17 protein-coding genes are annotated in these 24,305 nt (G+C 35.5%); 12 read left to right on the forward strand and 5 right to left on the reverse strand.

Annotation, left to right across the window (positions count from 1 at the left end):
* Nucleotides 1-699: 699 nt before the first annotated feature.
* Together MYP_RS12650 and MYP_RS12655 are read left to right on the forward strand one after the other, a co-directional pair.
* Nucleotides 700-1,386: a hypothetical protein gene (locus MYP_RS12650; protein ID WP_045464021.1), complete on the forward strand. Its 687-nt coding sequence runs from the start codon at nt 700-702 to the stop codon at nt 1,384-1,386.
* 1,072 nt (nt 1,387-2,458) lie between these two features.
* Nucleotides 2,459-4,888 carry a TonB-dependent receptor gene (locus MYP_RS12655; protein ID WP_052430165.1) on the forward strand — a complete coding sequence of 810 codons (2,430 nt, stop codon included), beginning with the start codon at nt 2,459-2,461 and terminating at the stop codon, nt 4,886-4,888.
* Between the two features lie 260 nt (nt 4,889-5,148).
* On the opposite strand, the gene MYP_RS12660 is transcribed toward MYP_RS12655, so the two are convergent.
* Nucleotides 5,149-6,081 carry a DNA/RNA non-specific endonuclease gene (locus MYP_RS12660; RefSeq protein ID WP_052430166.1) on the reverse strand — a complete coding sequence of 311 codons (933 nt, stop codon included), beginning with the start codon at nt 6,079-6,081 and terminating at the stop codon, nt 5,149-5,151.
* Nucleotides 6,082-6,334: 253 nt separating this feature from the next.
* Nucleotides 6,335-7,918 carry a hypothetical protein gene (locus tag MYP_RS12665; RefSeq protein WP_052430167.1) on the reverse strand — a complete coding sequence of 528 codons (1,584 nt, stop codon included), beginning with the start codon at nt 7,916-7,918 and terminating at the stop codon, nt 6,335-6,337.
* A gap of 173 nt (nt 7,919-8,091) precedes the next feature.
* On the opposite strand from MYP_RS12665, the gene MYP_RS12670 reads away from it, so the two are divergent.
* On the forward strand, nt 8,092-8,571 hold the full coding sequence (locus MYP_RS12670) for a peroxiredoxin family protein (RefSeq protein ID WP_197060073.1): 480 nt from the start codon (nt 8,092-8,094) through the stop codon (nt 8,569-8,571).
* Between the two features lie 108 nt (nt 8,572-8,679).
* On the opposite strand, the gene MYP_RS26575 is transcribed toward MYP_RS12670, so the two are convergent.
* On the reverse strand, nt 8,680-9,813 hold the full coding sequence (locus MYP_RS26575) for a hypothetical protein (RefSeq protein WP_045464026.1): 1,134 nt from the start codon (nt 9,811-9,813) through the stop codon (nt 8,680-8,682).
* A 14-nt stretch (nt 9,814-9,827) separates the two neighbouring features.
* Nucleotides 9,828-10,598: an enolase C-terminal domain-like protein gene (locus MYP_RS12680; protein WP_156140561.1), complete on the reverse strand. Its 771-nt coding sequence runs from the start codon at nt 10,596-10,598 to the stop codon at nt 9,828-9,830.
* Nucleotides 10,599-11,020: 422 nt separating this feature from the next.
* On the opposite strand from MYP_RS12680, the gene MYP_RS12685 reads away from it, so the two are divergent.
* From MYP_RS12685 to MYP_RS12720, 8 genes are all read left to right on the forward strand, one after another.
* Nucleotides 11,021-11,533 carry an FKBP-type peptidyl-prolyl cis-trans isomerase gene (locus tag MYP_RS12685; RefSeq protein WP_045464032.1) on the forward strand — a complete coding sequence of 171 codons (513 nt, stop codon included), beginning with the start codon at nt 11,021-11,023 and terminating at the stop codon, nt 11,531-11,533.
* A 95-nt stretch (nt 11,534-11,628) separates the two neighbouring features.
* Entirely contained in the window at nt 11,629-12,678 is a 1,050-nt protein-coding gene (locus MYP_RS12690) for a PorP/SprF family type IX secretion system membrane protein (protein ID WP_045464036.1), read from the forward strand.
* A gap of 72 nt (nt 12,679-12,750) precedes the next feature.
* Nucleotides 12,751-14,685, forward strand: coding sequence for an AAA domain-containing protein (locus MYP_RS12695; RefSeq protein WP_045464038.1), 1,935 nt, complete (start codon nt 12,751-12,753; stop codon nt 14,683-14,685).
* Nucleotides 14,686-14,736: 51 nt separating this feature from the next.
* A complete protein-coding gene (locus MYP_RS25055; RefSeq protein ID WP_052430168.1) occupies nt 14,737-15,183 on the forward strand; it encodes a YkvA family protein in 447 nt (148 codons plus the stop codon).
* Between the two features lie 241 nt (nt 15,184-15,424).
* Complete coding sequence (locus tag MYP_RS12705; protein ID WP_045464041.1) at nt 15,425-16,687, forward strand: nucleoside recognition domain-containing protein; 1,263 nt, start codon at nt 15,425-15,427, stop codon at nt 16,685-16,687.
* A complete protein-coding gene (locus tag MYP_RS12710) occupies nt 16,687-17,286 on the forward strand; it encodes a DNA-3-methyladenine glycosylase (protein WP_045464045.1) in 600 nt (199 codons plus the stop codon). Before MYP_RS12705 ends, MYP_RS12710 begins: the two co-directional genes overlap by 1 nt.
* A gap of 17 nt (nt 17,287-17,303) precedes the next feature.
* On the forward strand, nt 17,304-19,229 hold the full coding sequence (locus MYP_RS12715) for a WG repeat-containing protein (protein ID WP_197060074.1): 1,926 nt from the start codon (nt 17,304-17,306) through the stop codon (nt 19,227-19,229).
* Between the two features lie 237 nt (nt 19,230-19,466).
* The gene (locus MYP_RS12720; protein WP_045464050.1) at nt 19,467-22,337 is read left to right on the forward strand and encodes a T9SS type A sorting domain-containing protein; all 2,871 of its coding nucleotides are present in this window, start codon (nt 19,467-19,469) and stop codon (nt 22,335-22,337) included.
* 73 nt (nt 22,338-22,410) lie between these two features.
* Here the strand turns inward: MYP_RS12720 and MYP_RS12725 are convergent, their stop codons facing one another.
* Nucleotides 22,411-23,232 (reverse strand): phospholipase A, encoded by an 822-nt coding sequence (locus tag MYP_RS12725; RefSeq protein WP_156140563.1) that lies wholly within the window; start codon nt 23,230-23,232, stop codon nt 22,411-22,413.
* A 114-nt stretch (nt 23,233-23,346) separates the two neighbouring features.
* Here MYP_RS12725 and MYP_RS12730 point away from each other — a divergent pair, with 114 nt between their 5' ends.
* Nucleotides 23,347-24,195 (forward strand): aldo/keto reductase, encoded by an 849-nt coding sequence (locus tag MYP_RS12730; RefSeq protein WP_045464056.1) that lies wholly within the window; start codon nt 23,347-23,349, stop codon nt 24,193-24,195.
* Nucleotides 24,196-24,305 lie beyond the last annotated feature (110 nt).

Consider the following 24,305-nt stretch of genomic DNA (forward strand, 5'->3'; position numbering starts at 1 on the left):
ATATAGGCCTGTTGAAATCGAACGTTTGAGGGGCCATGCTGGCGTCTCCCTCAGCAATAACAGCACATTATTTCAAATGAAGCTGCATTAATTGAAATGGAAAAATGTATTTACAAAATTGGGATTAGGATAGACCTGTTGAAATCAAATGTTTGAGATACCATGCTGGCGTCTCCCTCAGCAATAACAGTACATTATTTCAATTGAAGCTACATTAATCGAAAGGGGAAAACGTACTTACAAAATTGGGATTCTGATCGTTCTGTTGAAATCGAACGTTTGAGAGGCTGGCGTCTCCCTCAGCAATAACAGTACATTATTTCAATTGAACCTACATTAATAGAAAGTGAAAAACGTATTTACAAAATTGGAATTTGGATAGGCCTGGTGAAATCGAATGTTAGAGACGCCATGCATGGCGTCTCTACGGGTATTTCCTGTTCTTTCCTTCAGTTAAAATTGTTATATCCAATCCACTTTAAAAACCAGTATAAAACATAATCAACCTAGCTTTTATTTTTTCTGAAATTGAAATAGATTCTGCTAAATATTTTTAAGTCAGTCCGAATCTGTTTTGAAGAAGGAAATATTCCTTCTGGTATATTTGAGGGTAGAAAGTCGTATTTTTAAAGGGATAACTTAATTCCCTGATTTCATTAATGATAAGTGAAGTGCATTAAAATTTAAATTCTAATCATTATGCGAAAATTAATCCGTCCGACATATCCGAAAGAATTTAGTATTGGTCTTCTGTTACTAATATTTATTTTCTCCACCTTTTTGTCACATCAGATATTCGATGTGCCGTTTCTTGAATTAAGCAATAGTAATGTGTATCCGGGAATGATTCTGGTGGGCATTGCGGTGATTATTATGGTATTGATTATCTGGGAGGAGTTTTTGTTTCCGATAAAAATCAAGGAAGTAAATAGCAAGATCGTTTTCAGGAACAGAAGGAATAAGTTAAAAACACAGCTATTTATCTATTTATTTATTCCTGCTATTTTTGGGTTTATTTATTATAAGTATGAAATAAACCAAATTAGATTCTTTCTATGGGCTGCAGTATGTATTATAGCTCCTGTTGTAGAAAAAATTGCTTCCGGTATCAACAACTATAATGACTTCTTAAAGCTTACCAATGATTCAATTGAATTCAGAAACAACAAGAAGGCAGGATCTGTGAAACTGAAAGAGGTACTTCATTTATCATTGGTTAAAGATGAACAAGGAGTCATTAAAAAGATTCAATTGCTAATGTTAAACAATGAAGAGGTAATCATAGATCTGGATGAAATGGAGCTTGAAGTCTATTACGATTCTATCAGTAATTATATTACAAAGCATTATGAACATATGCTGAATAAAACGGATGTTAATAGTTAATCATAAGATTCGATAAAATATATTTAAACCAAACAAAGAAAGCATACTGCTGGGTATGCTTTCTTTGTTTATCTAATTTAAGTAATTTTATTGTTCCTTCTTTTTTAACCTATCAGGATAAAGTACAGCCTTAATCAGATTATTAATATATTTAAATTTACCATAAGCCACATATTTTATTAAAATGTTAAGATGAAAATTTATTGAGATTTTATTTTTATACGTTCATTAATGTATTGTATCTTACTTGTTTTTCTCAATTGTTGATTTGTAAAATCCCTCAGAAAAATTAGTGAATAATGTTTCACTATTGTTTTATTTTGCCTCCGCAACTTTAAATTCCGAGGTATTTATTTTTAGTCATAAAAGTTCTGGTTTAAGTTCTAACACCCATGTTCAGCTTTTCCTTATTTAAACAATTGTAAAATAGAATTTCCCAGGACTGATCATTTTTTTAGCATTTTAAATTGTTGTTAATCAATATTATGTAATTGTTGGAAAATACAGTGTAACAAAGGTTACAAAGTTTGGTCGGCAAGAAACCTAATTTTAGGCTATGACTTTCGTGTGGTAATTTTTTAAAAACTTAAAACAAAATGCTATGAAAAGAAAAAACTAGGGGATGGTTCCTGCTTTATTCTTTTTGGTTATATCTGTAAGCTCCTGTAGTGTCCAGCTCAGGGCGCTTATGGAAATTCCCGAAAGGTACCTAAAGCAACATTGCGAGCCTACAGGAAAGATCCTCTCTGGATTTCCATGATGAGAGATTCTTCGGCAAACTATTATGATGTTTTGCTGGCTTAGACCAATTCCGGAAAAAAATTTCTCTGCAGGGGTTTATGCAGTTACAGTTAAATATAAGGAGGGAAGTTCTGAATCTGTAATAGTTATTAAGAAATAAATCCTTTAGTAAAATTAATCATAGGCACTTCAAAAGTTAATGTTTGAAGTGCATTTACTTAGTACTAATCAATAGGTTCACTTAATATATATATGCCTATAAAGATATGGGCAATATTTGAATACTCATTTTTCATTCTTTTTATTCTAATAATCTCTTAAAAATTCAACAATGATCTTTTTAAAAAGAAATATCAATAAAGGGTTAGGTTTTGCTGTATTTTTTTTCATGATTAATTCAGGAATAAATGCTCAGAAAGTAACTATTACAGATCAGATCAGTCAGACACCACTTGAAGGCGTTTTTATAAGTGATCTTCAAAAGCAGTTTTATACAACCTCTAATTCTAAAGGTCAGGCAGATATTTCCCAGTTTGAACTTTCTGATAGTATCCGGTTTCAACTGGTAGGATATAAACCATATATTACCACTTTAAAGAAATTGGATGAGTCAGGCTTTAAGGTGTTTTTATCTGAAGAATCCGGCCTTATGGACGGAATTGTTGTTTCAGGTAGTAAGTTTGAAGAGAGGAGAAAAGATATTCCAAGGCAGATTCAGATTATAAACTCTGGTGAAATGCAGTTTGCAAGTCAGGAAACCACTGCAGATGTTCTCCAGAATACGGGAAACGTATTTGTACAAAGGAGCCAGATGGGAGGAGGAAGCCCTGTTATGAGAGGATTTGAAGCAAATAAGGTGTTAATGGTTGTGGATGGTATAAGAATGAATAACGCTGTATATAGAGGAGGTCATTTACAAAATGTAATCACACTTGATAACAGCGTTCTGGAAAGAACAGAGCTGTTGTTCGGACCTGGATCTGTCATTTACGGTAGTGATGCCTTAGGAGGCGTTATGAGTTTCTATACCAAAAGACCTGTTCTGTCAGGAGGCAAAGGCAAAACATTTGTCAGTGCTAATGCCTATTCCAGATATTCATCTGCTAATTCAGAGAAAACAGGACATCTAGATTTAAATATAGGGTTTAATAAAATTGCTTCATTTACAAGTTTTACATATTCTGATTTTGATGATTTAAGGCAAGGTGCAAACAGAAGAGCAGCATACAATGATTTTGGTAAAAGGAACTTTTATGTAGAAAGGATAGGAGGGAAGGATTCAGTTTTATATAATAGTAATTCAAATATTCAAAAGCAGTCAGGTTACAAGCAATATGATTTTTTACAAAAGATATTGTTCTCTCCTTCATCAAGAGTCAAACATACTTTAAATTTTCAATATTCCACTAGCTCGGATATTCCACGTTATGACAGGTTAGCTCAGTTTAGTGGCAAGCCTGCTTATGCAGAATGGTTTTACGGCCCACAAAAAAGATTACTGGCATCTTATCATCTTGATTTAAATGAGAAAACAGTTTTTTATGATAAAGCCAGAATCGTAAATGCTTATCAGGATATAGAAGAAAGCCGTTATGACAGGAGATTTAACAGAGAAGTTAGAAACAGCAGGATAGAAAAACTGAGCATCTATTCTTTAAATATAGATTTGGAAAAGGTTTTAAAGAAGAATGAATTGCGATATGGTTTGGATGTGAATTATAATAAAGTTGGATCTTCTGCATATGGTCAGAATGTAGTCACAGGTATAAGAACTCCACTTGATACAAGATACCCGAGTGGCGGTTCCTTTATGAGAACTATTGCAGGATATCTTACTCACAGCATTGAACTCAATAAAAAACTTATACTTTCTGAAGGTATCAGATACAGTAATGTAGAGTTGAAAGCTAACTTCGGAGAGAAAACTTTTTTCCCTTTCCCTTATTCAGATATCAAACAAACCAATGGAGCTTTAAATGGAAATATCGGACTTGTATTTCTTCCTGAGAAATCATGGAGATTCTCAGTGTTTGGTTCAACAGGATTCCGCTCTCCCAATGTAGATGATCTAAGTAAAGTATTTGAATCTGTTCCCGGTAATGTCATAGTCCCAAATCCACATTTGAAACCTGAGTATACTTACAACGGAGAATTAAGTATAGCAAAATCATTTTTCGATCGAATTCATCTTGAAGGTACAGCTTATTATACCTGGTATACCAATGCTATTACAACTAAATTTGGCAAGTATAACGGTCAGGATTCTATTCTGTATGATGGTAAATTAAGCAGGGTACAAACAAGCGCTAATGCAGGAAAAGCTTATATATATGGTGGAAATATAACATTACATGCAGAGGTTACTAAAAATATAGGGTTAGCCAATACATTTAATTATACCTATGGAAGAATTAAAACGGATTCATTAGATTATCCTCTTGATCATATTCCTCCAGTGTTTGGTAGGAGTTCGGTAAGTGTTAAAGTGAAAAGATTCAGAGGGGAGTTTTTTGTATTGTATAATGGATGGAAAAGATTAAAAAATTATAACTTAGCAGGAGAAGACAATATTGCTCAGGCCACTGCAGACGGAATGCCCTCATGGTATACTCTGAATCTCAGAACAGCCGTTGATGTAAGCAGGTACATTCAGTTACAGGTATCTGTGGAAAACTTACTTGACAGGAATTATAGAATATTTGCTTCCGGAATAAGTGCTCCGGGTAGAAATTTTTTAGTAACACTCAGGGTTAAAGTTTAATGTAAAAAACAAAGATAAAAGAGAATTCCCGTTGAGTCAGCTGAGGGATTTTAAAAGCTGATAAGTGCTTGTATTATAAACCTATCATATTGTCAAGTGAACAATCGACTAATGGTAAGGCCAAGTTATGACGCTTTTAGCGAGCGTAGGGACTTTGGAAAAGTTGATTATAACGTCTAAAAGAAAGGAGGCAATTATATCCTCCTTTTTTGTTTACAGTGGAAGTAATGAATTAATGCTTGAAGCTTTTAATTTTTAGCTTACAACATGATATCATTGAAATTTCTGATCTCTCTCTTAAAATTACTTAGGGAGGACATTATCTCATGTTGGGAAAACCCGTCATATTGTTCCAATGCTTCAAAATCAATATTAGTATCCATCATCACTTCTCTGATACTGATTTGATAGGTTTTGTAAGGGCCATAAATAAACTCCATATCAGATAGCTCATTTTCCTGGCTTATCTTATAAGCAGTGGCAGAAGGCGTACCGTCTTCTTTGAGGAATGCTATTACTTTCCAATAAGCCCCTGGTATTCTTGCATTCTTATAGGCGATATCGTTGTTGGTAAAAAAAGGACCAGTAAATACGGAAACTTTCATCTGATACACTCTGGCATTTTGAAGAATATAATTTTCCAGACCCAGCCATGTGTGTTGGTTAAATACGTCAATCTGTGGGCATGCATTGGTATAATGAAAAGTGTCCAGGTTTGCGGTCGCTGCGTCATCTCCCCATACAGGATCTTCTCTTCTGACCATATGTCCTCTGTCAAACCTGTTGTTTTGGTAAAGCTCGTTTCCAAATTGCTGATTTGTTTCAATTCTGCTATCAAGATACCATTTGTCAGAACGTCCGATTTTCTGCGATTGATTACCATCGATATTAACACCGGTGATCATTGACATTTTACGAGAGCGGGACATAATGATCGAGAAGTGAGTATATTTCAACTCTACATCATCAATATCTTTTAATTTTAACATGTCATTTGCCTTGATTCCTGTTGCTTTGGGAAGATCTATTGTCCAATCTTCAAGGAAGTCAGGATCATATCCTTTTCTCCCTATTAGTTTTTCTGGTTTTGTGTATAGTAACTCTTCAGTTTTAGCTTCAGTACCATTTATAATATCACCAAGTCTTTTCATTTCATTGAAAGAGACTTTGTGTGTAGTTTTTACTTTGAACATAGTTTTAGTTGGTAAGGTGAATTATTATTGGAATGTTAATCTGAATTTTCTTACACTTTATTAACAGGGTGTTGAATATCCTTTCGGTTACTCTGTTGTCGGAATAAAATACTACCTTCAATTATGATAAGTGTTACAAGGACAGTAACTTAAAGGGATGAAGAATGTGTTGCCTCATTTATTTTAGGACGTCATTTATGAAAAGAGAGTATTCCTGCGGAAATAATGCATATTGCTCTCTTTAGTTATAAAACTATTCTCGTCTGCCTGACTTTTCAAAATAATGGTGCAAAGGATCGTTGCCGAATACCTCTAGTTCTGTCGTACCTTCATAACGATTAGGTCCATATTCGTAAACTCTTGTTTTCTTTACAATGCCCTTCAGTTCAGATTGGTCTATGATTTTATCAAAGGATTCTCCTCCGTATATATTTAAAAGGATGCCTTTGCCAGCTTTGCCCTCTATTATAAATTCATCTTCCCCCCTTAGACCATACAGAGTTATTTTATTGGTAAGGTGATTGTCAAATACTCTATTATATAATAGTTTTTTTTCATCATTATCATATACCGAAACTGTTGTAGTGTTTTTTTGCCTTACTATTTTAAAGTTATCTTGTTTATCCGTTCCTGCGATAATGGGTTCTTTCTGAATCAATTTATAAAATTCGATTCCTGTTTTTGAAAGATGATCTCTCCTGTATTTGAGTTTATCAATCGTTGATGGACCTATTTGATTGAATACAGGTTGTGGCCAGTCTTTTAGAGCGTTTTCTATTACAGAGTCAGTAATATGTGTCTGTAGATCCCTGATAAGTAGATTCCATTCTTCTTCTGTAAGTTCGGGGAGTACTAGCCTGTCTAAATACCTGCTGTTTTTTCCCATGCCTTTTATACTTTGAATGTCATAGTCATATGATTGCAGTTTCGAATTGATTGCGACAGCCAGTTTTACAATTAAACCATCATTAAACTGAAAAAAAGCCATGTCTCTGTCTCTTGGAATGGGTTTAAAAGTCATTCCTGAACTATCTTCGAAGAGAGCCCATTTCCATTGATCTGAATGTCTGTCCCAGTCTCCGACCAGCAGATCAAAGAGGCGGCATCTTGCATAAGCTTTTGCATCAATTTTAACACTTTGTTGTTTGAATCTTTTTCTCAGCATATCTTCTGTGGAAATGATATCAGATGCAAATCCGAATTGCTCAGTATTGGCCCATTCTTTATCCGGAAATTCTTCAAGCGTGGCAAGTTTTCCCTTTAGACCATCCAGAAAAGCTTCTGTATCTTTTTCATCCGGAACATATACCAAAATTGGATTTGTATGAAAGATACCTGCGGCATTGGCAAGGCTGGGAATGGCAAGTGGCGCGTAAGGGTTCAAGGCAGATATCTGGTCCTGTACCAATCCTTTTATCGGATGAATCCTCATTAGCTTAGGTAAGATTTTGACGGGGTCTTTATCTATACCTCTCAGAACAAATCTTTTGCCCTCCGCACTTTTTAATCGGATACTAATAGTCTGCATATTTCCACCTGCTTTGGAAAATACAAGTCCCCCGTGAGTATTTTCAAGATCAATGATAGGAACTTCAACCGGCATAGCCCAGATCTTTCTGTAATGTTCTCCAAAGAAAAACTTATAGACATTACCTTTGGAATAGCCTATTCCAGGTGTTGTAATAACTGTCGTATCAAGAGACAAAGGAGCTTTTCCCGATAGCTTTCTGCCAGGATATACCGGATTTTTACTTTCATCGCATCCAACCAGGTACCCGGAGGTTGTTATCAAGGAAAAAATAATCAGTAAAAATATTGTGATTTTTCGCCTCTTCATCTTTGGTTTTATCTAAACAACCTCAAAACCCTTGTCTTTGTTGAAGTTTTAAAGGTGATGATAACAACCTTTGAAATGGCTATGTTATATTTTTGGGTAACTTGATAAATGATATGGGAGTGAAAATTAAATATATAATCTGCTTTTTGTTGGTTGGCTTGACAAGCTTAAGTATGGGAAATGACATAGAAACCAAAGCAGAATTGACAGTAAAAGAGAATACAGGAGGAAATAAAATACCGGAAATCAATTATGTAAGACTTGATGGGAAAAAATATACTAATAAAGATATTCCTCAAAACAAGAAAATAATGATTGTCTATTTTAATCCTTTGTGTGATTTATGCCAGGAGGAAACAACTGAGATTTTGAACAACATTAATTATTTTCAGAATGTTGAAATTTTAATGATAAGTCCCAATAGCCTTGAACAGGTGAAACAATTTCATAATCTGTACAAGCTTGCTCAGTTTCCTCAGATAACTGTACTTCATGATGCAAAGGATGATTTTTATCGTCAATTTGATGCTATCGGGTATCCATCTTTATATCTGTTTGATGAAAAATTAGAGATGATTACCAAATTTGAAGCACAGGTTGGATTTGAAGAGATAAAAAATGCTTTTGAGCAGAATGCTTCAGCAACGAAATAAGTTAAAAGTAGAAAGTTTAAAGTTTTAAACTGAAAATAAAAGTCTCTTTAATATTTAAAGAGACTTTTATTTTTTATACTTTGAGCTTTATACTTTTTACTTTCAACTTTAAAACGTTTCAAGAATTGTATATTCTTTATCTCTGAAAACAAATTTATCTCCTTTCTTTTTACCAGCCATAGCGTGGTAAAGCGGAGTCATAGTGGAAATGGCAATGAAACTGTTTTTTTCTGCTAGTTTGGTTTCTCCCAGGCTGACACTTATAAAATAGTTTTGAAGTTCTGTGTAAACAACAGATCCAAGCCCTATGCTTTCCTGTGGATTAAGGAAAATTCTTTTTAGCAGAGAAAGGCTGTTAATACCTTCCTGCAGCTGTCTGGCATACATATCTCTTGTGATTTGCATAGTCTCCCTGAAACCTTCAAATCTTTCTTCTCCGGAAGCCCCTTCTTCTTCATTGGCACTCTCCTGTGCATCATCCATAGCTTTTTTGGCTGTCTGCACGATGTTGCTTTGCATTTCAATGCACTTGTTAAGCAACTCTTTTTTAAGTTCTATTTTTTTATCAGAGTTCAAATCTATATCTGGAATTGCCCTATTGGAAGTATCAAAATTGTCTTCCAAATGAGGAATGTAGATGTCTGGTTTTCTTGGAATCAAAGGCTCTTTTTTAATTTCCGGCTTAGGAGCTGTTTTTGCAGGCTCCGCTGGAACAGGCGCTTTGACCTCAGTTTTTTTAGTAGTTGATTTAATTGCTGTCTCAACTTTTTTTGCAGGAACTGCAGTTTTGCTTACTACTTTTTTCTCTGCAGACTTTGTAACTTTAACTTCTTTATTAGTATTAGGTTTTGGCGCTTTGCTTTTTGAAACTGCGGTAGCTTTGTTTGCAGGTTTTGTAGTTTTTTTAACTTCCACTTTTTTGTCAGCTGTTTTTTTTGCTGCTGCCTTTGGTGGTACAGTCTTATTAACAACTGCTTTTTTTGCTGTTACGGTTTTTTTAGCCACTGCTTTTAAAACGGTTTTTTTAGCCGCCGTTTTTTTACCAACAGCTTTCACAACAGACTTTTTGGCTACAGCTTTATTCACAGAAGCTTTTTTCGCTACGTTTTTTTTCGCCACAGCTTTCTTTGAAACTACTTTTTTTACTGCTGACTTTTTAGCCGCCTTTTGAGTTGTTTCTTTAGATTTTTTAGCTGCAGGTTTACTGCTTTTTTTTGTTTCTTTTGATTTGGTTTTGGCCATACCTACCTAAAAATTTAAGTTTTACTATAAAAAAGCTGTCCTTTTTTTTCTGTTAATAGATTAAATGGTTCATTATCAATTATAAAAAAACCATCAAGATCATTATAATCTGTCAGGCTGCAAAGGTTCATGGCTGATGAAATACCCAAACTTGTTTCTATCATACAGCCAATCATGGTTTTTAAACCATGTTTTTTTGCATCTTTCAAAAGTCTAATGCCATTAAGATAACCGCCAGATTTCATCAACTTCATGTTTATTCCATGAAACTGTTCAGATAAATTGCTGAAATCGGCTTTGTCAGTTATAGATTCGTCCGCATAAATGTCTAAAGTACTATTTTGCTTAAGATATTTATACTCCTCCTCAAAGTTATACGGAAGAGGTTGTTCCACAAAGACAATATTATCTTTTTTTATTTTTTCAAGAAATTTTATAAGTTCTTCAACATTCTGCCAGCTCTCATTTGCATCAATCATGATTGATTGAGCAGAAAGCTTACGTACCTCTTTTAAAAGGTCGAATCCGTTTTCTGAGTTTATCTTCAACTTAAGATATTTAAATCTCTCTAATTGGTGATGTTTATAAAATGATTGAATTTCACCAATTTGCATTATCGGAAGCGTGTATGCTGTAAAAATGTTCTTGGGTTCGTCTAACCCGAGAAATGAATATACAGGTAAATTTTGTATTTTACTGAGAAAGTGGATGTAAGCTGATTCAATCCCAAATCTCAAAGAATTACAAATTTGTGTGAAATTTAATAAATTTTGTAAATCATCCAAACTTTTAATCGCGGATGCTCCATTTTTTAAGAAAAAATCAAATTGATCTTTAACCAGTTGGGGCGTTTCTCCATATCTTATATTAGGAGCGACTTCTCCTGATCCAGAATGAGGACCATCCGAAATATGTACAAAAAAATTATTCTTGGTAACTGATTCACTTCTGGAAATTTTCCAATTATATTTGAGAATCAGGTGTTTTTCTTCAATTGTCCAGGTAATCACTTGGCCTTCATTTAAAATAAATCAAACTTAATTCTTTTTTGTCATGAAATTTATTTAATCTGCATGGGAATGAATAAATTTATTCACAACTATTCTTAAACCTTACACCACATTTTTCTCTTTATATACATAATTAACTAATGAGGTGTTTCAGAATTTATAATTATTGCTTCGGTATTTTATAGAAAGTCAAAATAATGAAAATTGAAAAAAACAAAGTAGTAGCAGTAGCCTACGATCTTCAGGCAAAAGACCGGGAAGGTAAAGTGGAAGTTTCTGAAAAAGTAAACGCTCAGGAGCCAATGGTTTTCCTTTTCGGTAGCAGTGGATTACCTGAAAAGTTTGAAGAAGAGCTGGATGGTCTTTCAAGTGGATCAGAGTTTAAGTTCGTGATCTCTTCAGACGAAGCTTACGGAGATTTTGAAGAGGAGGCAGTTGTTAACCTTTCCAAAGAAATATTTAAAATCGATGGGGATTTTGATGAATCTAAATTCCAGGTCGGTACTTTTGTGCCTATGTCGGATGCAGATGGTAATTTTCTGAGAGGTAAAGTTTTAGCCGTAAATCAAAACGAGCTAACTATAGATTTTAATCATCCTCTTGCCGGATTGAATCTTGAATTTCAGGGAAAAGTTGTGGAAGTTAGAGATGCTACATCTGAAGAACTTGATCACGGACATGTGCATGGTCCGGGTGGGCATCATCATTAATTTATTCCAAATCATAAAAAAAGCTTTTAAATATAGAATTCTAATATCAGTTACTGCTCAGGTTTCGTTAATTTTTATACTTTTGCAGTACTTCTATGTTTAAAAGCTTTTACTTTTTTATAATACTTGGGAGTTTGTTCATTGCAAATTCCTCATTTGCTCAGGATCCTCAGTTTTCCCAGTATTATAATGCTCCTTTATATTTAAATCCTGCTTTTGCTGGCACTGCTGAAAATACCAGGGCTATTCTAAATTATAGAAATCAATGGCCGGGTACCGGAGCTTCTTTTATTACTTATGCAGCTTCTCTTGATCACAACATTGAATCTTACAGAAGTGGTGTGGGCCTGATGGTGAAAAGAGACAAGCAGGGGAATAATGGTGCGCTAGTTTCTACTGATATTAACCTATTTTATTCCTATGAAGTATGGCTCAGTAGCCGCTGGACTTTCAGGCCTGGAATTCAATTGGGATACACAAACAGGACAATTGACTATGCAAGCTATGTATTCGGTGATCAGCTGGATAACAGTGGTATGACAGGCGGAGCCTCAGCAGATGCCTTTACAGGGTCGAGGCTGAACTTTCTGGATGTCTCCGCAGGTGGCTTATTTTATGATGACCATTTCTGGCTTGGGCTTGCAGGATTTCATCTTAACAGACCCAATCAGTCTGTAACTGGATTACCGGATGTTAAGCTTCCTGTAAAATTTTCTATACATTCCGGATATAAGTTTTTTCTGAAAAAGTGGAATGGAACCAGATACATACCAGAGAGAAGTTTTACCCCAACTTTCAACTATAAATCCCAGGGGGCATTCGATCAGCTTGATCTTGGTGCATATCTGACTTATGATCCTGTAATGTTCGGTCTTTGGTACAGAGGAATTCCTGTTAAAAATTATGCTTCCGGATTACTCAATAACGAGTCTTTTATTCTAATGGCAGGAATTCATTTTAATGGAATAAGCTTCGCTTACAGCTTTGATCTTCCTGTTTCAAAACTTTCCCTGGGTAATAGCTATGGTGCTCATGAGATTTCTCTGATCTATGAATGGGAGATTCCTTATGATAAAAGGAAAATTAAGAAAAGAGGAAGGACAATTCCTTGCCCTAAATTCAGCAAAAGATATCAGAATTATTAGGAACTTATAGAGAATTTAATTGTCTTAAGTTATTAGTCTATTTGTAATCACTTTATTTATCAGAATAAATTAATGTCAGAAAAAGATTCCAGAGAAGAGCTAGAAGAGCTACTGGATATATTGAAGGTGGAGCAGGATGAGGATAGGAAACTATATGATTCAAAGATGCTGAATGCTTCCATCCCTGAGAGACGAGCACAAGGATTAACCTGGTACCCGATAGTAGTAAAGGAATCTTATTATGGTGTAGGTGACAGACTTATTCTTGAGATTGAAAGGCCCTCTTTTAAAGAAATTTCCCATCAGTTTCAATCAGGTCGGGTGGCCGCTGTATTTACCAATAATCAGGATGAAGAACCCGAAAGCAAACTTGCAGGAGTGGTTACTTCTGTCCGACCCGATAATATCAAACTTACTCTTTTTGTAGATGAGCTTCCTGACTGGTTTGATCGCGGAAAGCTAGGATTAGACTTATTGTTTGACGAAACCAGTTACAAAGAAATGGAAAGTACCCTGCAAAGGGTAATCAAAGCCAAGCATAACAGGCTTGCTCAACTGAGAGAGGTGTTATTAGGGAAGGAAAAGGCTGACTTCAGGGAGAGAAAAACACTTAGTCTTAATCCTTCATTAAATGATTCGCAAAAGAAGGCTATAGAAAATGTTTTTTTTGCAAAGGATGTTGCCATCATACACGGACCTCCGGGAACGGGGAAAACAACTACACTTGTAGAGGCCATCAAACAGGTGCTATCAGAAGAAGAACAGGTGCTTGTTTGTGCCCCCAGTAATACTGCTGTAGATTTACTTACTGAAAAGCTGGATGAAAAGGGTGTTAAGGTTGTCAGACTCGGACATCCTTCCAGAGTGAGTGAGTCTCTTTTGGCACATACGTTGGATGTGCAGATTTCCAATCATAAAGACTTTAAGCAAATAAAGGAATTGAAAAAACGTGCCATTGAGTTCAGAAATATGGCCTTGAAGTATAAACGGAATTTTGGAAAGGAAGAAAGAAATCAGAGAAGAATTATCCTGGACGAGTCAAGAAAACTGCAACAAGAAGCAGAGGCTATAGAGAATTATATTACTCAGGATATTTTAAGCAGGGCTCGTGTATTTACCTGCACACTTGTAGGTGCCGCTTCTTATTTGTTAAAAGACAGAGCATTTGAAACTGTATTCATTGACGAGGCCGCACAGGCACTGGAACCGGCTACCTGGATTCCTATTACCAAAGCTGACAGGGTAGTTTTTGCAGGTGACCATTGCCAGTTGCCTCCTACAGTCAAATCTATAGAAGCCGCAAAAAAAGGTCTTTCAGTAACTCTGTTTGAAAAGTGTATTCAGCGCCAAAAGGCTGATGTAATGTTGGATACTCAGTACAGAATGAATGAGAAAATAATGAAGTTCTCTTCTGTACAATTTTACTATGATAAACTAATAGCTCATCCTTCAGTAAAAGACAGACTTTTGAATGGTGATCCTGATTTTACAATTCCTGTGGAATTTGTAGATACTGCTGGTTGTGGTTTTGAGGAAAAATTAGAAACAGAAACTTCCAGTACTTTAAATCCGGAAGAAGCTCAGTTGTTATTAAAACATTTTGCTGCTCTGGTTGAAAAAATAGGTCAGCAGGTTATGATGGATGAAAAGCTGAAAATAGCTTTGATATCACCTTATAAAGCTCAGGTAAATTTCCTGAAGGAGTTAATCGCAGCTGCAGAATTGGAAGATAGTTTTAAAAAGCAGATTTCGATCAATACGGTAGATGGTTTTCAGGGTCAGGAAAGAGATATTGTGTATATAAGCCTGGTTAGATCAAACTCCAGAGGGGAAATAGGTTTCTTAAATGATATACGGAGGATGAATGTAGCTATGACAAGAGCAAAAAAGAAGCTGGTAGTGGTAGGGGAAAGTGGTACGCTTTCAGGACACTCTTTTTACAGGGGATTTCTTGACTATGCAGAGTCAATAGGAGCTTATAAAACCGCCTGGGAGTATATGTATTAAAATCAGAACTAAGTAATCTCCGACTTATGTTTTACTAAAAAAAGTCAGGGTATGAAAGGATTTGGAAGCAACGGAGATAAGGGACCTATTGATCTTGATCAAATCAAGACGGAATGGATAAAAAAACTTATTTCTTTTGGAACTTCTTTTACTAAAGGCGCACATGCAGATGCTTTAAAAGAAGTAGTGGATAAATTTTATGATCCGGAAGCCAAAAGGTTTAAGTTTGAGGTAATTAGTCGTGAAGCTAGTCTCGCAAAGAGAATGTTAAAAGCTGTTTTAAAAGGAGAATATAGAAATGTTTCCCCTTTTCTCCTCATACAGGTAGGATTGGTTTTCTCTTATTTCTATTTTGACATTGATTTTATTTCAGATAAAATTCCTTTGTTAGGCGCCGTAGATGATATTGCTGTCATACTTTGGTTGATGGATGGATTTAAAGATGAGCTTGATAAGTTTGAAGTCTGGGAAAGTGAGAGAAGTATAAGACTAGCTTAATGTTGAAAGCTTAAAGCTTAAAGTTAAAAGGGAAAGAGTTGATTGTTTTCAACTTTTTCCCTTTTGTTTTTATCAGAATAACGGATAATTCCAGTTAGAAAAAGAACAAGAGGAGTTTCTTTCAGTTTCAATTTAACCTTACACTTTAAGTATAAGCAAAAAGTTCATATTTTAGATTTTCGAAAGTAAAAACTAAAATAACTTTTAACTTTAAGCTTTCAGCTTTTAACTTTAAAAATTAATGGTTCTAAACTACATCTGGATAGCATTTTTTCTGATCTCATTTGTGATTGCGATAGTAAGGTTAGGCCTGTATTATTTTGGCTATCCTCAATACGGAGGTCTGGAAATTTTTCCGGAAATTATGAAAGCAGCTTTTGATATGGCTAAAAGTTCGGTTGTGGACATATCATTTGCATTAATAGGAGTTCTTACTCTTTGGATGGGGTTGATGAAAATTGCGGAAAAGTCTGGTATGATTAATATTCTCGCAAAATTGATTGGCCCATTTTTTCACAAGTTGTTTCCGGATCTTCCCAAAGATCATCCTTCAGTAGGTCTTATTATGATGAACTTCAGCGCCAACATGCTGGGTCTTGACAATGCCGCTACTCCAATAGGTTTAAAAGCTATGGAGTCTATGCAGGAACTGAACCCTAATAAAGATACAGCATTTAATCCTCAGATAATGTTTCTTGTACTCAATACTTCCGGACTTACGCTGATACCTGTTTCTATCATGGCCTTTCGTTATCAGGCAGGGGCAGCTGATCCTTCCGATGTATTTATACCGATACTGATTGCCACCTTTTGCAGTACTCTTGCAGGTCTGATTACAGTAGCCATTTATCAGAAAATCAATTTGTTTGATAAAGTTGTAATGGCATATTTAGGAGGATTGTTCGCAATAATTGCTGGCATAATCTGGTATTTTACCTCTTTGCCTCAGGACAGGATAGGACCTGTATCTTCCCTGGTCAGCAATTTCATTCTGTTTCTGATCATCGCTACATTTATATTTCATGGATTTAAAAGGAAGATCAATGTATTCGAAGCTTTCATTGAAGGTGCCAAAGAAGGCTTCGATGTTGTGGTCAGAATTATTCCGTATCTGGTAGGTATACTTGTTGGAATAGCTGTATTCAGAGCGAGTGGTGCTATGGGGTATCTGGAAAGTGGATTAACTTATATAGTAGGATTGACTGGTCTTGATACCAGTTGGGTGCCTGCATTGCCAACAGCTTTGATGAAACCACTAAGTGGAAGTGGTGCCAGAGCTATGATGCTTGACGCTATGGCAAATGGGAAAGCGGATTCTTTTGCTGGAAGATTAGCCTGTATCTTTCAGGGAGCTGCAGATACTACCTTCTTCATTGTTGCAGTTTATTTCGGATCGGTTGGAATAAAGAAAACCCGATATGCAATTCCTGCAGGATTGATTGCCGATCTCTTTGGGGTTATTGCAGCTATTGCTGTCGCCTATCTATTTTTCCCGGTTAAATAATGAAGTTGACCAAAGCTTTTTATACAAGGGAAGATGTAATTACAATCAGCAAGGAACTGCTTGGTAAGTACCTGGTAACCTTTATAGACGGAAGACTTACTTCAGGTATGATTGTGGAAACTGAAGCATATCTTGGCGCTGAAGATAAGGCTTCTCATGCATATGGCAACAGGAAAACCAAAAGAACAGAGCCGTTTTACAAAGAGGGAGGTATTGCATATGTTTATATGTGCTACGGAATTCATTATTTGTTCAATATTATTACAAATAAGACTGATATCCCTCATGCTGTGCTTATAAGGGCACTGGAGCCTTCGGAAGGTCTTGATGCAATGCTTGAACGTCGTAAAAAAACTAAATTGCAACCTGAGCTCACTGCTGGTCCGGGGGCATTGTCGGTAGCTTTAGGGATTTCTGCCAATCATAACGAAACTGATTTGTCTGGTAATGAAATCTGGGTAGAAGACAGAGGTGTGATTGTTAAAAACAATGAGATAATTGCCAGCCCGAGAGTGGGAGTGGCTTATGCTAAAGAATATGCTCTTAAACCCTGGCGCTTTAGGATAAAGGATAATCCTTATACAAGTAAAGCGCGGTAAATAAATATTATATGAATATGCTGAATAAAATAGTACTTCTCCTTTTTGCTTCTATAGCTTTAAATTCGGCTATGGCCCAAAAGGGGAGCAATTGTCCAGAAGATCTTATTCCCAGGAAAAGTGAAAACAAACAATATGGTTATGTTACTCTTTTTGGTGAATGGAGAATAACGCCTATCTATACTAAGGTTTCACCATTCCGGGATAATAAGGCTATTGTCATGAAAGGCCTTGTTTACGGAGTAATTGATTGTGATGGTAATGTATTGATTCCTCCGCAATATGAAATGATGTCCAATTTCAGAAACGGTAAAGCATGGGCTAAAAAAGGTAGTTTGTGGGGACTTGTAGATGAAAGAGGAAAAGTATTAATTGATTTCCAATATGCTGAAATTAATCCTATTGCAGATACAGAATTGAGCTGGGTGAAAAAGGATAACTTATGGGGATTGGTCAATGAAGAAAGAGGTAATACTATCTGCAAACCTCAGTTTAAGGTTGCTCAGATACTATCGGAAAATGCTTCATTGGTTCAGCAATCAGAGTTGTTTGGAGTTATTAACCATGTGAATTGCGGTTATCTTATTCCTGCACAAATTTCCAAAGTTAAAAAGATAGCACAACACACCATTCTTTATAAACAAAACAATCACTGGGGATTATTCAGTGAGTTAGGAAAAATTCTTCTTCAGGCTGAATATGATACCATTTATTCATTGGATGAGGACTTGCTTGTAGTGAAAAAAGGAGGAATGTATGGACTTACTTCAATTACAGGAAAAGAAGTATTACCGCTCAGCTATGAAAAGATAGGAGAATTGGGAGAAGGATATATCCCAGTGAAGGCTGGGGGGAAATGGGGCTATTCTAACAGATTGGGAAAGGTTTATATTGTTCCTGCTTTTGAAGAAGCATATCCTTTTAGGAACAGGAAGGCAGTAGTGAAGTCAGGTGGTTTATATGGAGTAATAGACTTTGCCGGCAAGTTTATTCAAAAACCACAATACGCAAAGGTTCAAAGAAATTTATCCTACGACTACTTTGCAATTGCCCAGAAAGATAAATTCTACTTGTATAATTCTCAATTAGTAAAGATGCTTGAGACTGGTTTTGATTCAATAAATGTCTCTGATACTGTTTCTTTTACCAGAGTCTATAAAGATGGCAAAGTCTCTTTTTTTAATATCCCATCTAAAACTCAATCATTCCCGGGTGAATTTGATGAAGCAAGCGAACTGTATCGTGGATTTTTTAAAGTAAAACAGAATGGTAAATGGGGTATTGTTGATACTAAAGGAAAGAGCATAGTTCCTGCAAAATTTGAAAGTGTTGAATTTGACTATTGTTCTGTCAGGCTTATTTTTAAAGTAACTCAGAATGGCTTAACTGGTGTTTATGACCATTCAGGAAAAGAAGTGCTCGCACCGGTTTACGATTTTGTAATTTATGCAGCTCCTGTATTCAAAGTGAAAAAGAACGAAAAATATGGATTATATAAAACAAGTGGTGAGGCAATAACAGAGCCTGTGTTTGACTACCTGAGTAATAAAAAAGAAAATCCTCTATTGGCTGAATGGCCCGCGATATTCGGACAAAAACAAAAGTTTGGTCTTATCAATGAAAAGGGCGAAGAATTACTACCTGCCAAAGCAATTAAAATATTACCACTTGGAGGAACATTGTTCGCGGTAAACTCAGGCAAAGCATTTGGTCTGTTCAATGCTTCATTGAAAAATGAACCTGAGTATAAGTATGACGAATTAATTTCTGCCACAAACAACATGGTAGTTGCCAGAAAGGGCAGCAAATGGGGAGTGTTGGATAATACAGGCAAAGTCCTTGTGAAGCCTGAATACGAGGAATTCAAAGAGGAAAACGGGCAATCTAAGTTTCTGAAAGATGGTAAGTGGTATTTGCTGGGAAGAGGGGGAGTATTGAAATAAATAAATAAATAATTAATTAAATGATTTATTGGCGTGATTTAGCAAGGTGTCTGAATTTAGTTAGTCTTATAAATAAATATATTTTTAAAGAAAATATGGTCTCATACCAATTTTCTTATAGAATTATTTTGCATATGAGCTGCATATAATTCTTGTTATTCTGTCTATCTTAGAAAGGTGTGTCATGCAATAAGTAATCTCCTTGATATGATTTTCAAAAAATAACTTTTAAACTTTATGAGTAAAGAAATTAGTATTTTAAAATTCATTTTAATCTTTATTTTTTTTATCTGTTTTAGGTTTAATGGTAGTTGTAATATAGTGGTTTTATTTCCCCAAAAAATTAATGCTGCACCTACCAATATTACACTAAGCTCAACAAGTGTTACAGAACTTAATTTTCCTGGTATTTTTATCGGAAAACTAACAGCAACAGACTCCGATCCAAATGATAAACATACTTTTGCCTTAGCAGCGGGAGGAACGGATAACAATAGCTTTACGATACGCAATGATTCTCTTTTTGGTCGTGAAGTTTTTACATATAAAAGAAAGTCATCTTATAGTATCATCATTGAGGCAAATGACGGGATTAATATCTATAAGAAAACTTTTTCTATTTCTGTAGCTGCCATTCCTGCAAGAGCCGGATATAGTGGCTATAATGATTCAACCAACCTGAGATTGAAGGTGATTAATTATGGAACCAGCAATCTAATTTATATGGGAGTGTATTACCCTGAAAAATATTATACCAATCCCGAGTTAAAATGGCCAGTTATAGTTCAGTTTGGAGGCCTTGGTGAAATGGCAGGAGAAACAGGAACCTCAGCAAAGATTTGGTCATTTGGTCCCATGAAGGATGTTTATAATAAAAAGGAATTTAATTATATAATTGTCTGTCCTATTGCAAAGAATAGCTGGGACCCGATTACAAGGAGCGAAACATTTAAATGGCTGAATGAAAATATTTATAATGATTCGCGAATAGATAGGAATAGAATATTTACTACAGGTATCTCCAATGGCGCTCCGGATGTCCTCATGAGGGTTGAAGTGGATGGCAAGATTCCGGTTGCCGGTATCATCGCATTGGCTCCAAGAGTAAATGCAAGTGTATGTCCAAGCTGGGGAGAACTTAATAAAACAGCTCTCTGGGCTATGACCCGGTATGATGATGCAAGAGGAAACGCCACATCTAATTATACTTCAGCTGTTACTCAGCCTGGCAGAGAGGCTGATACCAGAGTGACAATTTTTTCAGGTTCAAGTCATAATATCTGGAACTACATTTATAATGGTGGAACTCAACAAGGGCTGCAGCCAGATTTCCCCAATAATTCCCTTTATCCGGATCCTGTATCATTTCCTCCTTTAGGAAATATATACAATTATATGGATCAGATAAGACGGACAGACATAGCTCAACCTCCTGCAGAACCTATTAATTTCAAAGTGATGCTTGACGGTATCTATGTCAATCTGAGCTGGGATGATTTTGCCACCAATGAAAAAACTGTAAGAATTCGGAGAAAGAGAGAGGGGGGAGAATTTACTGATATTTATTCCGGAGCTCCGATTACTTCTTTTATTGACAAGAAAGCTATTCCTGGAAATAAATATTATTATCAGGTTAGATATGAAAGTAATTCTGAGGCCTCCAGCTGGACTCCTTTAAAAAGTATCTTTATTCCTGAAAACAATATTCCTCGTACTGCCAATAATATCCTTCTAACCGGAAACAAAGTTTTTGAAGAAAATACAACCGGGATTGTAGGGAAGCTTGAAGATAATGCTTTTCCTAAGGCTACTTATTCAGTTTTGAACAATCCGAATTTTATTATTCAGAATGATAGCATACTGGTTTTGGTGATCCCTTATGATTATGAAATTAATAAAGAAATAAAGGTCATTGTTCGTGCATCAAATTCTGTGGGATACTATGATGAAACATTTACCGTCACATTTACAGATGTTCCTGAGACATTCTATGATGATAAGATTGTACAGATACATTTGGTCCATACGGCAACTGGTTTAATGCAAACTTATTCAACCAATGGTAATTTGTTTAACCTGCTAAGGTTTGCAAATTCCAGCGCTACAAAGTTTACAAATTCCAAACCATTAATTTGTAAAGATGGTAAAACAATATCGACAGTAAACATAACTGTTTTTAAGTCCGCTACGGAAGGTTTTACCTATAGCTCAGGAACTACAGAAGGAAGAATTGCAGGAGATAATTCAGGTGTTGTGCCAGACGTTGTATTAAAGAACTTCCTAAGTTCAAGAATAACAGAGGCTGGAGTAATTCAGCTATCAGGCCTTAATGCATCTAAAAAATACACGGTTAAAACACTATCAAACGGAAAGTATACTGCCAATTGTACGTCTTGTCTGGTTGATGTTGCTGTTCAGAATAATCTCAAAAGACAGTTTTACTCTGCTGATAAAGCTTCATTCCTGATTTGGAATAGTGTGTCTCCTGATGCTTCCGGAATAATTAATATTAAAGTAAATGCTGGAGATTCTTTGTCTGTTGGTGTTCTCAATGCTATTACTGTTCAGGAAGAGACATATTTTATTTCTCTCAGCAATTATAGTATCGAAGGATACGCTGTTGGATTGCTGGGCACATTGTCATCCAATTTACTGAAAGCTGATTTTAGTCTGGCAGATAACAATCTAAATTTAATAATCATAGGGGATCAGCTGTTTGTTGTAAATCCATACGATCACAATATTACTAAGTCTGATGTGATAAGAGTTCAGGCGACTAATGGCAATGAAAGTATAGAGGCCTCATTTACTATTTCAATTACTGATCCATTGGTGTTAGGGAATGCAAATCAAGGTTCAAACCAAGACCTGCTATTATTTCCCAACCCGACAGCTTCTTATATAATGATTGAATCAGAAATGTTAAAGTCAGAGTCTCCGTATTTTAAACTAAGAAATGTTTTAGGACGCAACATTGACATATTACTTACAAAATACAATGAAGGCAAATTTTTATTAGATGTATCATCTTTGGATGCAGGAGTCTATTTGCTTGAGACAATAGTTCAGGGTAGACTTTATCATAATTCATTTGTGGTCACTAAGTAAGATTTTCTATTTAAAGGAAAGCTGGTATTGCTTCTGGATTGACTTCAAAAATAATAATGTGGAATGGAGGCTTTCAGTCAATAATTAACTTAGCTGGAGTGATTGCCCATCCGAGCCTGATTTTACTGGTTAGGTCATTATAGTAAAGAAGATTTTCTGCATATCCTTCATATATCTGAAGATATAAATATTGATTGGAAAAATTAAATAACCTGTAAAACAGACCTATTTGAATACTTCCTTTTAAATCCATTGATGCTCCTTTTCTGGCTGTGATATTAAGTTTTAACCTTTGTTGTCTTAAATCCCAGAAAAAATTCAGTTCTCCATAACCAATATAATCGAGAAGACTTGCATTGTCTTCGTATCCAAAGGGATACCATGCTCTTATTAAGAATCTTTTGTTTTTAAAGAACATCATATAACTTAAGGAAATGAAGTTCCAGCTCCTGGAATAAATACTGTCTTTGCCATTTGATTCATGCTCTGCAGTCAGGGATACCAGAGCATACTGAATGTTATTCTTAAAAAGAAACTTTCCTAAGCCGAATCCCGGGTTATAGTTTGAGTCTCTAAAGGGACTCGATTTCCTGTATACCTCCCAGAAGGTTTTTTGAGTATAGATAAGATAAAGATAGGTATTCAATGGAAGGACAGTTTTAGTAAGTCTTTGCTTAAAGCTTATTTGAAACTTGATATCAGAGTTGTATCTGGATGGTTTTTCATTATAGGGTACTCCGGTAATAAAATAATTTTCTCTGAAAATTGTGAAAGATGGTGCCTGATCTATAAGTTTAATGAGAGAATCCTGGGATAGCTGTTGTCCGGATAAGTTTCCAGGAGATAAAAAAAGCTCCCAGACCATTACCAACAATCCTATCAGAAGATGTTTCACACATTTTGAGTTAGATAATTTTAAACCTGACGACAGTTTTTTTGTTGCTTAAAAGAATTAATAATATTTACTGAATCGGATTATAGTGTTAGAAAAATTTCAACTATATAAAATATGAAGACATATTCAAATTCAACTATTTCAATAGGAGGAAACCTTAAGGTTAACAGAATGGGCTTCGGAGCCATGAGGATTACAGGAGAGGGAATATGGGGCCCTCCGGCTGATAAGGATGAAGCAATACGTGTCCTAAAGAAAACAGTTGAATTGGGTATTAATTTTATTGATACTGCAGACAGTTATGGACCAAACGTATCTGAAGAGTTAATTGCGGAAGCACTGTTTCCTTATCCAAAGGATTTAATTATTGCAACTAAAGGTGGTCTGACAAGAACAGGGCCTAATCAATGGCCTGTTAATTCACATCCCGATCACTTGAAGAAAGCGTTGGAAGGGAGTTTAAAGCGCTTAAAACTTGATAAAATCGATCTGTATCAACTTCACAGAATTGATCCAGCTGTACCTTTTGAGGATAGTTTGGCTTTTTTAAAGAAGGCACAGGAGGATGGTTTAATCAGACATATTGGTTTATCTGAAGTCAGTAAGCAGGATATTAAAAAAGCTCAGCAGTTTGTAAAGATTGTCTCCGTTCAGAACAAGTATAGCATTGACAATCGCAAATGGGAAGAAGAATTAAAATATTGTGAACAAAATGACATTGCGTTTATTCCCTGGTATCCACTAAACGCTGGCAATATCAATACCATAGAGTTATTAAATAAAATAGGTGCTAGCTATAATGCTAGCGCCCATCAGGTAGCTTTAGCATGGTTACTTCACCATTCTCCGAATATATTGCTGATACCGGGGACTTCAAAAGTAAAGCATCTGGAAGAAAATTATAAAGCGGTAAATTTAAAGATATCAGAAGAGGATATGAATTTCCTCAATAGATTGGCATAGAGAATTTTCATATTAAAAAAGGAGCGAGTGATAATTTGATATGCTCCTTATCTTTTACTTTTTTTCTGATTTTTTTTAAATTTTCGTTACCTGCCCAAGCTCGGTATGTA

It is taken from the genome of Sporocytophaga myxococcoides (assembly GCF_000775915.1).
Lineage (GTDB): Bacteria > Bacteroidota > Bacteroidia > Cytophagales > Cytophagaceae > Sporocytophaga > Sporocytophaga myxococcoides_A.